At 64.2% G+C, this 12,243-nt stretch carries 11 protein-coding genes; 5 read left to right on the forward strand and 6 right to left on the reverse strand.

The features are described 5' to 3' along the window. Positions 1 to 877: 877 nt before the first annotated feature. From CXQ97_RS14945 to CXQ97_RS14970, 6 genes are all read right to left on the reverse strand, one after another. The gene (locus CXQ97_RS14945) at positions 878 to 2,563 is read right to left on the reverse strand and encodes a hypothetical protein (protein WP_104181673.1); all 1,686 of its coding nucleotides are present in this window, start codon (positions 2,561 to 2,563) and stop codon (positions 878 to 880) included. Positions 2,564 to 2,904: 341 nt separating this feature from the next. Then, complete coding sequence (locus CXQ97_RS14950) at positions 2,905 to 3,108, reverse strand: hypothetical protein (RefSeq protein WP_104051518.1); 204 nt, start codon at positions 3,106 to 3,108, stop codon at positions 2,905 to 2,907. A 98-nt stretch (positions 3,109 to 3,206) separates the two neighbouring features. Continuing rightward, positions 3,207 to 3,863, reverse strand: coding sequence for a hypothetical protein (locus CXQ97_RS14955; protein ID WP_258062629.1), 657 nt, complete (start codon positions 3,861 to 3,863; stop codon positions 3,207 to 3,209). Beyond that, positions 3,860 to 4,987, reverse strand: a complete 1,128-nt coding sequence (locus CXQ97_RS14960; protein WP_104181674.1) for a transglycosylase SLT domain-containing protein — start codon at positions 4,985 to 4,987, stop codon at positions 3,860 to 3,862. Before CXQ97_RS14960 ends, CXQ97_RS14955 begins: the two co-directional genes overlap by 4 nt. 81 nt (positions 4,988 to 5,068) lie before the next feature. Next, positions 5,069 to 6,001: a hypothetical protein gene (locus CXQ97_RS14965; protein ID WP_104181675.1), complete on the reverse strand. Its 933-nt coding sequence runs from the start codon at positions 5,999 to 6,001 to the stop codon at positions 5,069 to 5,071. 533 nt (positions 6,002 to 6,534) lie between these two features. Then, on the reverse strand, positions 6,535 to 6,840 hold the full coding sequence (locus CXQ97_RS14970; RefSeq protein ID WP_104181676.1) for a helix-turn-helix domain-containing protein: 306 nt from the start codon (positions 6,838 to 6,840) through the stop codon (positions 6,535 to 6,537). A 134-nt stretch (positions 6,841 to 6,974) separates the two neighbouring features. Here CXQ97_RS14970 and CXQ97_RS14975 point away from each other — a divergent pair, with 134 nt between their 5' ends. From CXQ97_RS14975 to CXQ97_RS14995, 5 genes are read left to right on the forward strand one after another with little or no spacing between them, the layout of a single operon-like run. Then, on the forward strand, positions 6,975 to 7,610 hold the full coding sequence (locus tag CXQ97_RS14975) for a DUF6668 family protein (RefSeq protein WP_104181677.1): 636 nt from the start codon (positions 6,975 to 6,977) through the stop codon (positions 7,608 to 7,610). Between the two features lie 4 nt (positions 7,611 to 7,614). Then, entirely contained in the window at positions 7,615 to 7,917 is a 303-nt protein-coding gene (locus tag CXQ97_RS14980; protein ID WP_104181678.1) for a hypothetical protein, read from the forward strand. 37 nt (positions 7,918 to 7,954) lie between these two features. Beyond that, positions 7,955 to 8,716 (forward strand): hypothetical protein, encoded by a 762-nt coding sequence (locus CXQ97_RS14985; RefSeq protein ID WP_104181679.1) that lies wholly within the window; start codon positions 7,955 to 7,957, stop codon positions 8,714 to 8,716. Continuing rightward, entirely contained in the window at positions 8,709 to 10,583 is a 1,875-nt protein-coding gene (locus tag CXQ97_RS14990; protein WP_146069662.1) for a type IV secretion system protein, read from the forward strand. Before CXQ97_RS14985 ends, CXQ97_RS14990 begins: the two co-directional genes overlap by 8 nt. Next, the gene (locus tag CXQ97_RS14995; protein WP_181035093.1) at positions 10,564 to 12,081 is read left to right on the forward strand and encodes an SCO6880 family protein; all 1,518 of its coding nucleotides are present in this window, start codon (positions 10,564 to 10,566) and stop codon (positions 12,079 to 12,081) included. Before CXQ97_RS14990 ends, CXQ97_RS14995 begins: the two co-directional genes overlap by 20 nt. Positions 12,082 to 12,243 lie beyond the last annotated feature (162 nt).

The following is a 12,243-nucleotide window of genomic DNA, read 5'->3' on the forward strand; positions in this document are numbered from 1 at the left end:
TAGTCTGTGAATCACTTAGTACCGGACTAACAGACTTTGTCACTGCCGCACTAGTCTCACTCGCCCTAACCAGGCGTCATCAGCCCGAAGGATTGGCACAGGCGCCCTACCCAGACAGTAGCGCCGGCGGCGTGAAGCCCTTGGCTTGATGGTCGCCATCGACGCGCCCGTCCCGCAGGGTAACGCACTAACAGACTCCGTTACTCAGTCATACGGCCAGACCGGGGCGACACCTGGTCACCGGCGGCAGCGACGCAGTAGAGAAGTCACGTACTACCGGACTAACAGACTTTGGCACTACCGCCCAAGCGTGATCCACCCATTCGGGCAAATAACAGATCAGAAGGTCCATGGCAGGCACTTCAGCTTGGGAGTATCGCCGCAACTTCGGATTCTCTGCATAACAGTGGCCCTTGGTCCAACCATCACCCAGAGCAACGTACTAACAGAGTCAGCAAGTCATCGACGAGATCGAGTTGACGCACCGGTAGTCTGTGAATCACTTAGTACCGGACTAACAGACTTTGTCACTGCCGCACTAGTCTCACTCGCCCTAACCAGGCGTCATCAGCCCGAAGGATTGGCACAGGCGCCCTACCCAGACAGTAGCGCCGGCGGCGTGAAGCCCTTGGCTTGATGGTCGCCATCGACGCGCCCGTCCCGCAGGGTAACGCACTAACAGACTCCGTTACTCAGTCGTACGGCCAGACCGGGGCGACATCTGGTCACCGGTGGCAGCGACGGAGTAGAGAAGTCACGTACTACCGGACTAACAGACTCCGTTACAACACCTCAGTGTCATTTACCCGACATGAGCAGGTCGTCAACTAGGAGAATCAGCGCGAACCCTTCGGTAGGGCGCGGTCCTGCTTGAGGGTCAGGCAGCGTGCCAGAGGAGTCGTTGTCGTTGATGTTCGTCGTTGATGGGTGGTTGCCAGTATTCGTCCACTTCGGGGTCGTACAGCTCGTGTTCTACGAGGTGGGGGAGTAGGTGGCGGTCGAGCCATGCGTGCCAGGCGGCGCGTTCCTTGCGGTAGCGGGTGATTTGCTGTTCGCGGTCTTCGGTGGCACCGAGACGATCTGCGAGTTCCACCAGGCCGGTGGTGGCCACGATTTCCCAGGTGCCGTGGTGCCGGCGGATCATCTGCAGTGCCTCCATGCGTGCCAGGTGGTCGGTGAGGGCGCGGCGGGAGATCCCGGTAGCACGGGCGAGGTCCGTGGTGGTGGGGGAGTGGCAGCCGCGTTCGATACCTTCGTAGGCGAGGGCTGCGACGTCCCCCAGGACCCGGAAGACGGGCCGGATGGCGTGGATCTTGCCCTTGCGCCAGGTGAGGTCGCGGGCGGCCTGCTCGAACTGATGGGGGAGCTGTACAAGGTAGGTATCGGCATTGCGTCCGCGGCCACGGTCGATGCGGGTCAGGATGCCCGCTGATACGGCCTCGAGGGTTGGCAGGAGGCGGGCGATGGTGACGTGATCCTTGCCCAGTGCCACAGCGAACGTCCGGCAGCCGACGTCGAGGACATTGGTTTGGTTCGTGCGCATGTACGCCAGGACGGACCGGATGAGGAATCGCAGGCTGATACCGACTCGGCCCTGGTCCTGAAGGCGTTGGTCAAGGATCGCGTAGAGGACATTCTCGAGATCGTTCACGAGCTGATGGATGGAGGGGGCGCTTGGGTCCGAAGAGGAGCTGGGGCTGCCCCCCGTGAGTGAAGTAGGGCTTGTGTTGAAGTTATGCGCAGTTGTTTCCCGTGGCCGCCGGGCGGGGTTTTTGATGGAGGTTCGGGTGGCGGTCCAGGCTTGGGCTTTGGCCCATTCGAGGGGCAGGAGTCGCTCGGCCTTCGTCCCGTAGAGGGCGGCGAGGCCTGTAAAGGGGCCGGCCATGCCGGCGCGGACCTGATCCACGCTCCAGTGGCAGGCCGCAAAGTGATTGAGCACGGCCATGCGGGCTTCTGAGTCGCTGGCGTACCGGCTCGTGTCGTACCGCCCGGTACGGGCTGCCCCGCGCAGGGGAGAATCGTTGCGGGCAACGGAGGCGACACCCGGCCTGGTTCCCGATGCGGTTGCTGCCTGCAGGGCGGTCGTGGCGGCTGCTGCGCGTGCCTGGGCGCGTCGCCGGTCCTGCTCGAGCCGGTACAGCTCCGGAGCCAAGGCTTTCCGCAGCGCGACCAGCGCAGTGGCGGGGTTCCGTTGGGTCAGGATGCCGTAGGCGTCGGTGAGCGGGGTGATGAGCATCTGGTGGCCGCCGGACTTGTGGACGGATCCAGGAACACGGATGCAGCCGTGGACGACGTTCTGGTGCGGGCTCGGATCCAGGCTCGGCGCGCGCCGGCCGAGGGCTTCGACGAGCTGGCGTGCCTCGGCCGCGGTGATCGCCTCCTGCAGTGGCACGTACAGGTGGCGGCCACCGCTGGGGGACTGGTCCTCGACATAGGCGAGGCCGGCTGTGTTTAGGAGGTCCGCTAAGCGTCGGGCGTCATCGTCGACGACGGCTTTCCGAGCCTTCGACGTGTCGAGGTCGAGGGCCAGTGTGCGGACGGAGCCGTCGACGTTGTGCAGCATGACAGCCGCCGGGCGCGGAGGAGGCGTCCCGGTGATCGGCAGGGGAGTGGTGGGCCGCGGATACTGGAACCGGCCGTCCTTCCACCGTCCAACACGGTAGAACGGCTGCCCGGCGATAAGCGGCGCCAAGGCCCATACCGCATCACGGTGGGAATCGTCACGGCGTGGCGCGGCATAAGGAGCTGGAGGTGCTTCAAGCACTCGGTGTACACTTTCGGCAGAGGGTACGACCTGAAAAGGACGCACTCGGTTGAGCTACTCACCGGCAGTCTTGGCGGATAAGACGGTGTGAAGCTTGGATTCTTGGATATGAGAAGGCCCGCTACGGCGGGCCTTCTTTTTTATGACGCTTTGCTGAGCTGGAATGCCTCCTGGCCGGTGATTGCATCGAGGTCAATGGTTTCGAGGTAGCTATGAACGAGACGGGCGACTAGGTCGCTCCTGTTCTCGTCCGTCGCTGCAACGACCGCGGCGAGCTTTTGGGCGTCGCTCATCGGCAGTCGGGCGGTGATGACGTGGCGTTCACCCTTGCTGCGCTGTGCCATGATCCCTCTTCCAGTTGAACCTGTAAGACAGATCAAACCTGAATCAGATTGAGTTAAGTGGGAAGGCGGCGGCGTGTCGCGGCACACTTTTACTCGCATCAGAGCCCCATGTCCTGGAACTGGTGTCCTACGACGTCCCACTGGTCGTCGTGCTTCTCGAGGTAGATCGTGACGATCTGCCGTCCGATGGCAGGGAGGTCGGTTCCGTCTCGGCTGATCCAGCGCCAACTGACGTCATAGGCCCGGATGGCCTTGTCGTCAGCTACGTCTTCGGAGACGTCTCCGGGTGCGGGGATGATCGAGGGTGCACTGTAGGCCTGGTGCTCGGCTGGCTTCAGCCATTCGCCTTGTGCGCCGTTGCGTTCGGGCTCGACCTGGTTGGTCGCCCATTCGTTGCTCATCAGCGGGATCGCACGGATGGCGGCTGCTGTCTGCGTCGTGTCGGTCGTGGTGTCCCAGGAGTGCAGCATGAGGGCGGCGACCTCGGCTGTGGACTCCACATCGGAGCGGTCGGCGTCAGCCGGCGTGGTGAAGGTGCCGTTGCCGATCATGTCCTCCGCGGCAGGCGTCGTGTAGGAGCCCTCGTAGATGGTCGTGGGCGTCGGCTCAGGTGTTGACCCTGCCTGGTCCTCGTTATTGCTGCAGGCGACTACTGAGAGCGTCAGGGGCAGCACCAGACACAGCGCAGCCACCGTGTGGCGTGGCTGGCGCAGGTGCTGGTGTATGGGTCGGTGGTGCGTGGGTGTCGGGGTCATGATGCTGGCCACGCGCCTTTCTCTTTGAGGATCGGTTCGGGGTCGATGTTGAAGCCTTCGTACGGGTAGGTGACGCCCGGGGCTTCGGGTGTATAAATCTCGAAATGTAGATGTGTAGGAACGCTGCCGAGGTCGGCCTTGTTGCCTTCGGTGCCGATGATGTCTCCGCGCTGGAGCTTGTCGCCCGCCTTCACGGAGTAGGCGTTGAGGTGGCAGAACGCGAACCCGAAGTCCGGATCGTCGCCGTCTTCCTTGGCGATCACGCACCCGTCCTTGTCGTTGAACCCGGTGATGCGCAGGTCGGTGGGGGCGACGACGGGGCCGCCGTTGCCGAAGCCGGCGCCGGGGGTGGAGATGTCCACGCCGACGTGGTCCTGCGCCCAAACGGGAAGGTACGGGACGTTGCGTTTTCCGTAGCCGGAGGTGAAGACGCCTCCGGGTAGGGGAGTAGTCCACTCGCCGTCTCCGAGGTCGCCGTCCCACGACTTGCCGCCGGCGGGTGCCTTGCAGTCCATGGAGAACCCGCTCTGCGCGGAGTCGAGGATGGAGCTGACGTACTTCTGCGTCTCCTGGTATGGCGGGATGCCCTTGTACTGCTGCACGGCTCCCGGGCCGGCGTTGTATGCGGCGAGGGTGAGCTGCACGAGCAGGTTCGCGTCACTGCCTGCGATCGGCTGCACTTGGCTCTTCAGCGTGGCCATGTACCGGCCGTAGGCGGGGATGGCGTCCTTCGCGGAGAACGGGTCGCCTCCGTTGCCGTAGGCAGCCCACGTCGCGGGCATGAACTGTGCGACGCCCTGGGCTCCGACGGAACTGGTGGCGTTCTCGTTCCACCCGGATTCCTGGTTCAGTTGTGCGGCGACGACGCTGGCAGGAAGGCCCGCCTCCTTCGCCGCCGCTTCGACCAAGGGGCCCCACTCGTTGGGCACAGCCTGCAGGGTGCCCGGCGTCGCGCCCGCATCTCCGGAAGTGTCCTCGGACACGGTGCAGGATGCTCGTTCGAGCTGGTCGGCTTCCTCGTCTTCGGCGATGCCGGCGACGAGCATGGTCATGGCCACGACCGCGCCGATGGGCGCGAGGGTGAGAGCGGCGATGCCGCACCCGATGGCTTTCCCCCCTGCCATGCCTTCCTAACCCCTGCGTTTGAACTGAGACCTAATGAGAGACCGAATGAGAGACCTAATGAGAGACCGGACGAGGTGTGTTTAGAGCTGGTCGGTGAGGGCGGCGGTTGCTTCCTCGTAGGCCCGGCGGGTGGCCGGGTTGAGAGCTTCGTAGTCGAAGTTCTGGCCCTCCTGCAGGGACCGGTCTAAGGGGACGACGACGACGGCTGCGAGGCCGATGCTGGTTCCGTACTCCTTGAGCTGGGCGAGGCGCTCAGTGTTGGGTTGGGCGGTGTTGGTGATGACCAGGATCGAGCGGGCGAACTTCGCGGCGTGGCCTTGGGCTTTGACGCCCTCGATGGTCGCCTCGAGGAGTCGGAAGTCATCGGCCTTGTTCTGGGCGACGAACACGAGCGAGTCGGCGACGTCGACGGCTGCCTGCCAGGTTGATGCCTGGGCTGAGTTGCCGGTGTCGAGCAGGATCAGGTTGTAGAGGGAGAGCAGCACGTCGTGCGCGGCTTTCACGGAGGTGCCGTCGACGCGGCGGCGGTCAGCGCCTTCGGGTGGGGAGGCCAGGACGTGGATCCTGTCGTCGCCCTGGGGCCGGATGTAGCGCACGAGGTCGCTGGTGCGTCGGGTGACGGTGCCGAGGTTGCGGATCAGGTCCAGTGTGGTGCGGTCGTGGGCGCCTGCGAGGGCCCGCTCACCGAGGGTGCCCTGGTTCTCGTTAAACTCACCGGCGAGAATGTTCCCTCCGCGGATCCGCCCGTAGGTCGCGGCCAGGTGGTAGGCAACGGTGGTTTTTGTCGCCCCGCCCTTGAGCTGGACGACGGCCATGGTGCAGTGGGTTTCCAGCGGCCGCTGGATGCGTGCGCGGCGGGCCCTGCTTGCCTGCTCTGCAGGGGATGCGGCGAGGTTCGCTTTGAACGTGGTGTTCAGCCAGCCCCGGAAGCCCTCACGGGCCGGCGCTGCAGTCTTCTCGGCCTTCACCTCGGGGCGTAGCTTGATCCGCTCATCCCCGGGCTCCACCTGCACCGCCGCTGGTATACCCTGCGAGGTCTGCGGTGTACGAGCCGGTTCAGTGGATGCCGTTGAGGGCAGGTCAGGGGTTTGATCAACGGCCGATTGAGGCACCTGAGGTGATTCCCGGGGCTCCGCTGATTCGGGCTGAGCATCCTCGGCTCCAGCTGTAAGGGCGACGGGAGTCGGGTCCACGCCTGCTGGGATGGGACGCTCTGCCGGGTGCTCACGCTGGCTTGTAGCTGCTGCCTTGGCGGGACGGGCAGTGGTGCGGCGGGGAGGTCGCTTCTTCACGGGCACGCTGGTGTCCGCATCGACAGAACCGTCCCCATTGACGATGAGGTAGGTTTCCGGCTGCGTCGTCGACGACGGATCGTAGGCGGTGACTTTGAGCGGGCGGCCAAGATCGCCGGCCGTGCTGGCGAAGAAGCCAATCGCTTCCGGCATGGACCCGAATGTCCGGTCGACTCCATCAACCGTGACGCTCACGGTGTCGTCATCACCAATCGTTGCCGTGCATGCAGGCCTGGCCAGCGCTTCCGTCGTCATCATGTCCCCTCAAGATCCTCTGGTTTCTCATCCTCGGTATCGGACTCTGTACCTGGTTCCGGTGCAGAGCTGGGGCCGGGCGTGTTGTAGTGCGCCTCGAGGTGATCCTTGATGTCATCGCGAAAGATGAGCCATGTCCCGCCGAGCCTGATCGCAGGTATCCGCCCCTCGCGCAGCCATCGATACGTGACCGTCTTGTCGGACAAACCAAGAACGTCAGTGAGCTGTTCGACACTGAGTCGCGCGGGTAGGTCAGCGAAAAGCACATCGAGCGCTCTAGACACTATGACCACTCCAACCCCCATGCTGGGAACAATACCCCAAATTGCGCTCCGATTCACTAGGATTCACTTCAGTTCGCACAATGGCCTTTCCATTCACTAAATGAGCTACTATGATCGAAGTCGAGTCTATGGGAATCCGCTGGGGGCATAGCTAAATGAACAATCGCTGGGGTGACTTCGTCACGCGCGAGCCCGTCGAGGCACCCGTCGTGACAGAAACCGACATTCGCGACGCCGTTGAGGTTCTACGCGGTGTCGCAGGTCCGCAGCAGGGCATTCTTGGCCTCGCCGCTGGCGAAGGAATGGCCCGCTTCATCACGGACAACCCCGAGGTCTTCTGGCTTGGTGTGCACGGCGGAGCCGGAGAGAACACCATGGCCGACCTCCTGGGTGGTGTCCCCTGCCACCATCGCTGGCCCTCTCGCTCCGACACCGACCTCTCCATTGACCCGTCCGTGCCTCCGGCCGATGTTTTCCTCGTCGCCCGGCAGAACCATCGAGGGCTGAAAGCCGCGCAGCTCGCCGCCCGCGACTGGGCCGCAGGCTCACACCCGACCATCACCCTGCGCGGCCTCGTCGTGATTGCAGATGCACCCGGCAAGCTGCCGAAGACCCTGCACAACCTGACCCGCATCACCGCCGGCGGTGTCCCACAAACATGGACGCTGCCGTGGATAGAAGAGCTTCGACTCGAAGGCACAGTCGACCCCGAGTCGCTGGCCCGCGAGCCAAGGAAAGTCCTCACCAGTCTCAGTGAGGTCATCGAACACCGTAATTCTGGAAGGAATTAGAACCATGCAACTGCTGCTCATCGCACAGGATGTCCTCATCAACGCGAACACCCTGCCCGACAGCGGACCGCTGGCCCCTCCCGGAATCGGGGATGCCTGGAACCGCATGGTCGGTGTCGGCAAGTGGATCGCCCTGGGCATCTGCGTCCTGGGCTTGCTCGTCGTCGGCGGCAAGATGGCTTTTGACTCCAGCCGCGGCGAAACCACGCAGGAGATCTCCGGCATCATCAAGATCGTCCTCGCCGTCGCCCTCATCTCCGGCGGGGCCTCACTGCTGACCTTCATCTCCGGCGGCGGTACAGCCTAGCCACCCTGCAGAACCAGCCCTACCTACAGGAGTAGTCATGGCCGAAACCGAAGAAACCGAGAACCTCTGGTGGGCCACACCCCGCTTCCTCATGTCAGCGGTCGCCGTCCTGCTACTCATCATCGTCGGGATCATCCTCTTCGTCTGGGTCGGCAACGACGACGAATCCGACGCCGCACCACCAGCACAGACACAAGCGGCCACACCCACGCCGTCCGCGACGGTGGCTTCATCGGATGAATCCGTGTGCGGCCTGGACGCCACCGGCGGAACCACCCTCACCGCTGCACCTGAGGACGTTGAGTGGGAGTTCATCGGTGGAATTGCAGCACCCAAGTCAGCCGAACACGGCCCCGGCGTCGTGGACGAGCAGACGGGTGTCCGCTCGTGCTACTCCCACACACCTGAAGGGGCACTTCTCGCTGTTGCAGGGCAAGCTGCGAGCAGCGGTGATCCCGAGTTGTATCTCGAGACCGTCCGAACGCTTTCGGTTGACGGCCGGGGGAAAGACGTGACCATCGAACGCGCACAGCGTTCGATTAGCGAGGGCGGGACGAACCCTCCCATTGAAATCGCGGGTTTCCGACTTCTCTCCTACACCGGAGATGAAGCAACGGTGGAAATTGTCGCTTCCGCAGATAGTGGCGCAGAGCTCGTGTACTTCACCAGCTCTGCTGTCATGCAGTGGATCGACGGAGATTGGTACACCAAGTACAAAGACGATGGTTCTAGCGGCCCCGTTGACGGACAGGTCTCAGATCTTTCTGGCTATGTGCTGTGGGGGCCTTCTGTTGGCTGAGGTTGCTGAGCAGGAGTGCGGACCGCTGGAGTTCGGTTGCAAAGCAGGTAATGCTGTTGGCGATGCAATCTCCGGTGCAGCGGGTGATGCGATCGAAGCGATAGCTGATGCCGTACAGGCGGCGCTTGTTGCGACAATCGCGCAGCTCGGCACCCTATGGACGACGATCGATGCGGGTGACCTGACAACCGGTCAGACTGGTTCCGCGGATGCTCCAGCTGGAGGTTCGTTCAACGATCAGGTAGCCACAATCCTCGGTTATGCGACCTGGATCGGACTGGGCATCAGCACGATCGCCATCATCCTTCTTGGGATCACTCTCGTGACAAATGCTCGACGTGGTGATGGCGCGGGCCTGGTCAACACGGCGACGATCGTGTTCGGAGGGGCGGCCCTTGTTGGTGGGGCCACCTCGCTTGTCGGCTACATCGTTCCTCGACGGGCGGCGTCCTCGGCCCCGGCCGTGGGCTTCGTGCAGGATCAGACCTTCTATCTGACCCTCGCACTGGCGGCTATCAGCATGATCGTCGCCGGAGTCCGCATGGTGTGGTCCCAGCGCGCCGAACCAGCGCAGGACCTTCTCAAGGGACTGCTGACGCTGGCCATCGTGACCGCCTCCGGTATTGCCCTCCTCAACGTGCTCCTCGGAGCTACCGACGCTCTCGCCGAGCAAATTATCCAAGCAGGCGTCGGAGACGACTTCCAATCAGACGTCCAGATGCTCCTGGGCATGGAGGACACCGGCACGTCCAGCGCAACCTTCCTCATGGGCAACCAGATGCTCATCATCGTCGGCGGGCTGCTCGCCGTGATGGTGAACATCGTGCAGATCATGCTCATGGTCCTGCGCACGGCGATGCTGTTCCTCATCGCAGGTGTCCTGCCCCTGTCGGCGGCGTTCATGAACACCGAGACGGGCAAGAGCTGGTTCAGCAAGATCATCGCGTGGACCCTGGCCTTCGCCTTCTACAAGCCGGCCGCCGCACTGATCTACGCGACCGGTATCCAGATGACGACCTCGGGGCTGTTCTCCGGTCAGGCGCTCCTGCAGTTCTCCGCTGGCCTCATGCTGATCCTCGCGTCCGTCGTCGCTTTGCCGGTCCTCATCGGGTTCCTCAGCCCGGCGCTGGGCGCCATGGCGTCCTCCGGCGGCGGCGGTGGGGCTGCGATGGGCTTCGCCGCGCTGGGTGCTGCAATTCCGCAGGGTGCGTCCCGCACTCCGCGTGGAGGACAAGGTTTCGGTAGCCAGGCACCACCGCAGGGACCTCCGGCGAAGTCGGGGATGTCGGCGTCGACTCCCGCTGGCGGGGGAGCCGGTAGCGGCGATGGTGCTGCTCCGAAGGGCGCAGACGTAACCGGCGGTGGCTCGAAAGCAGTGCCGACCGGATCAGCAACGAGCACTACGGCTGGGGCTGGTAGTACTGCAGGGGCAGGGGTAGGGGCAGGGGCAGGCGCTGGTGCGGCTGCTGCCGCGCCTCCCGTAGCTGCGGCGATGGTCGCCGGGCAGGCGATCAAGAAGGGCGGCGAGGCCGTCCAGGGTGCTGTTCAGGAAGGTGCTCAAACCGGTTCGGGCAGTGGACAGGGCGGTTCGAACAGCCTCCCGAAGGCTCCCCCACCGTCAGCTGCAGAGTCGGGGGCTAAGCCTTCGGCTCAGGGGGCTATTCCGCCCCAAACAGCTGGAGGGCCGGCGGGTGCGAAAGCGGCTGGGCCCAAGGGCGCATCCGGTGCCTCGGGTCCGGCAGGCGCGGCGCTCAGGCAGGGAGCTGCGCAGATTCAGAAGCAGGCGCAGCAGTTGAAGAACGAAGTCGCTAAGACCACCGGCAACACTGGGAACGAGGACCGCACTGATGGCGCAAACCGACGCTAAGACCCCCGACGTCCGACCACGCATCTACGGCAACTACCGGTTGCCGACCAGCAAGGGTCTGGCCGGGCTGTCCACGGCCGGCACCATGATCCTGATCCTCGGCGTCGTCGTCGGCGTGATCCTGATGATGCTCGGCCAGTGGATGCTGGCCCTGATCTTCGAACTGCTGATCGGGCTGTTGATCCTGCTGTCGATGCAGAAGAACAAGCACGGCCGCACGATGATCGAGCGCATCATGCGCCGCTTCGGGTGGATGAACGCCCGGTACGCCGGGGCGAACGTGTACCGGGCGGGACCGATCAGCCGTGTTCCGTCCGGGACCACGCAGCTGCCGGGTATTTCGGCCCGTTCGACCATCAGTGAGCATACCGACGGCTACGGCCGCCCGTTTGCCTTGCTTCACATCCCGGTGAAGAACCACTACACCGTGGTGCTCGGTTCAGAGCCGGACGGAGGGGGCATGGTCGACCAGGAGCAGATCAATCGCTGGGTCGACCGGTGGTCGCACTGGCTGGGCATGCTCACCGACGAGCCCGGCCTGATCGCAGCGTCCGCGACCATCGAGACCGCACCGGACTCCGGGTTCCGGCTCGCCCGCAAGGTCGAAAACCGGATGGACCCGAACGCCCCCCAGTTTGCCCGCGACATCATGAACGAGACCGTGCGGGCCCTGCCCACTGGTGCGACGGTCACGCGTGCGTACATCGCGGTGACGTTCAAGGCCACGCTGCGCCCGGGCGGGAAGATCCGCAAAGCCGATGAGGTCGCCAACGACCTCGCGGCGCGTCTGCCGAACCTGACCCTGAGCCTGGGTGACACCGGGGCCGGCGTCTCGACCCCTTTGTCCGCGCAGGAGCTGTGCGAGGTGATTCGCGTGGCCTACGACCCGGCTGAGGCGATCCTGTTCGACCGCGCCCACGCCGAAGGCAAAGCACCGATGCTCGACTGGAACGAGGTCGGCCCGCAGGCCGCGGATGCGTTCTGGGACACCTACCACCACAACAACGCCTGGTCGAAGACGTGGGCGATGTCAGTCCCTCCTCGCTCCACCATTCAGGCGAACGTGCTGCAGTCCCTCGTCGCGCCGACCCCTGAGGTCGTGCGTAAGCGCGTGACAATGCTCTACCGTCCCATCGACCCGGCGCGAGCCGCGCAGCTGGTCGAGAACGACGTCAACACGGCGACGTTTAACGCCTCATCCCGGAACCGCGCGACATCACGGGACAGCCGTGAGACGCGGGCCGCGAAAGCCACGGCCGAGGAGGAAGCCGATGGAGCAGGTCTGCTGAACTTCGCGATGATCGTCACCGCGACCGTCCGCCACAAAGAGGACCTGCCCGAAGCAGAGGCCGCCATCGAGAATCTCGGGGCGTCGGCTCGTATCCGCCTCGAGGAGGCTTACGGGGCGCAGGACTCGACCTTCGCCGCCGGCCTGCCGCTGGGCATCGTCATTCCCGACCACCTGGCACTGCCCAAGACTGTAAGGGACGCACTCTGATGGCCGCACTGAATCCCGCTGCAGGTTCCTTCACCTCGGGTCAGGTTGCTGATGGAACATGGGCTCGCGTTCTCGCGAAGCTGGGTGCGAAGGCTCCGTCGAAAGCGAAGGGCCGAGGCAAAAGCGGCACGAAGGCGAAGAAGGCTCGGACAGGGAGCACTG

The organism is Arthrobacter sp. B0490 (assembly GCF_002929355.1).
In the GTDB taxonomy this organism is placed as follows: Bacteria; Actinomycetota; Actinomycetes; order Actinomycetales; family Micrococcaceae; genus Arthrobacter_D.

Excerpts from the sequence above, each read along its gene's own strand:
- CXQ97_RS14975 (WP_104181677.1), top strand. The coding sequence starts at position 6,975 with ATGAACAATCGCTGGGGTGACTTCGTCACGCGCGAGCCCGTCGAGGCA.
- CXQ97_RS14995 (WP_181035093.1), top strand. The coding sequence starts at position 10,564 with ATGGCGCAAACCGACGCTAAGACCCCCGACGTCCGACCACGCATCTAC.
- CXQ97_RS14960 (WP_104181674.1), bottom strand. The coding sequence starts at position 4,987 with ATGGCAGGGGGGAAAGCCATCGGGTGCGGCATCGCCGCTCTCACCCTC.
- CXQ97_RS14970 (WP_104181676.1), bottom strand. The coding sequence starts at position 6,840 with ATGGGGGTTGGAGTGGTCATAGTGTCTAGAGCGCTCGATGTGCTTTTC.
- CXQ97_RS14955 (WP_258062629.1), bottom strand. The coding sequence starts at position 3,863 with ATGACCCCGACACCCACGCACCACCGACCCATACACCAGCACCTGCGC.
- CXQ97_RS14950 (WP_104051518.1), bottom strand. The coding sequence starts at position 3,108 with ATGGCACAGCGCAGCAAGGGTGAACGCCACGTCATCACCGCCCGACTG.
- CXQ97_RS14945 (WP_104181673.1), bottom strand. The coding sequence starts at position 2,563 with ATGCTGCACAACGTCGACGGCTCCGTCCGCACACTGGCCCTCGACCTC.
- CXQ97_RS14980 (WP_104181678.1), top strand. The coding sequence starts at position 7,615 with ATGCAACTGCTGCTCATCGCACAGGATGTCCTCATCAACGCGAACACC.
- CXQ97_RS14985 (WP_104181679.1), top strand. The coding sequence starts at position 7,955 with ATGGCCGAAACCGAAGAAACCGAGAACCTCTGGTGGGCCACACCCCGC.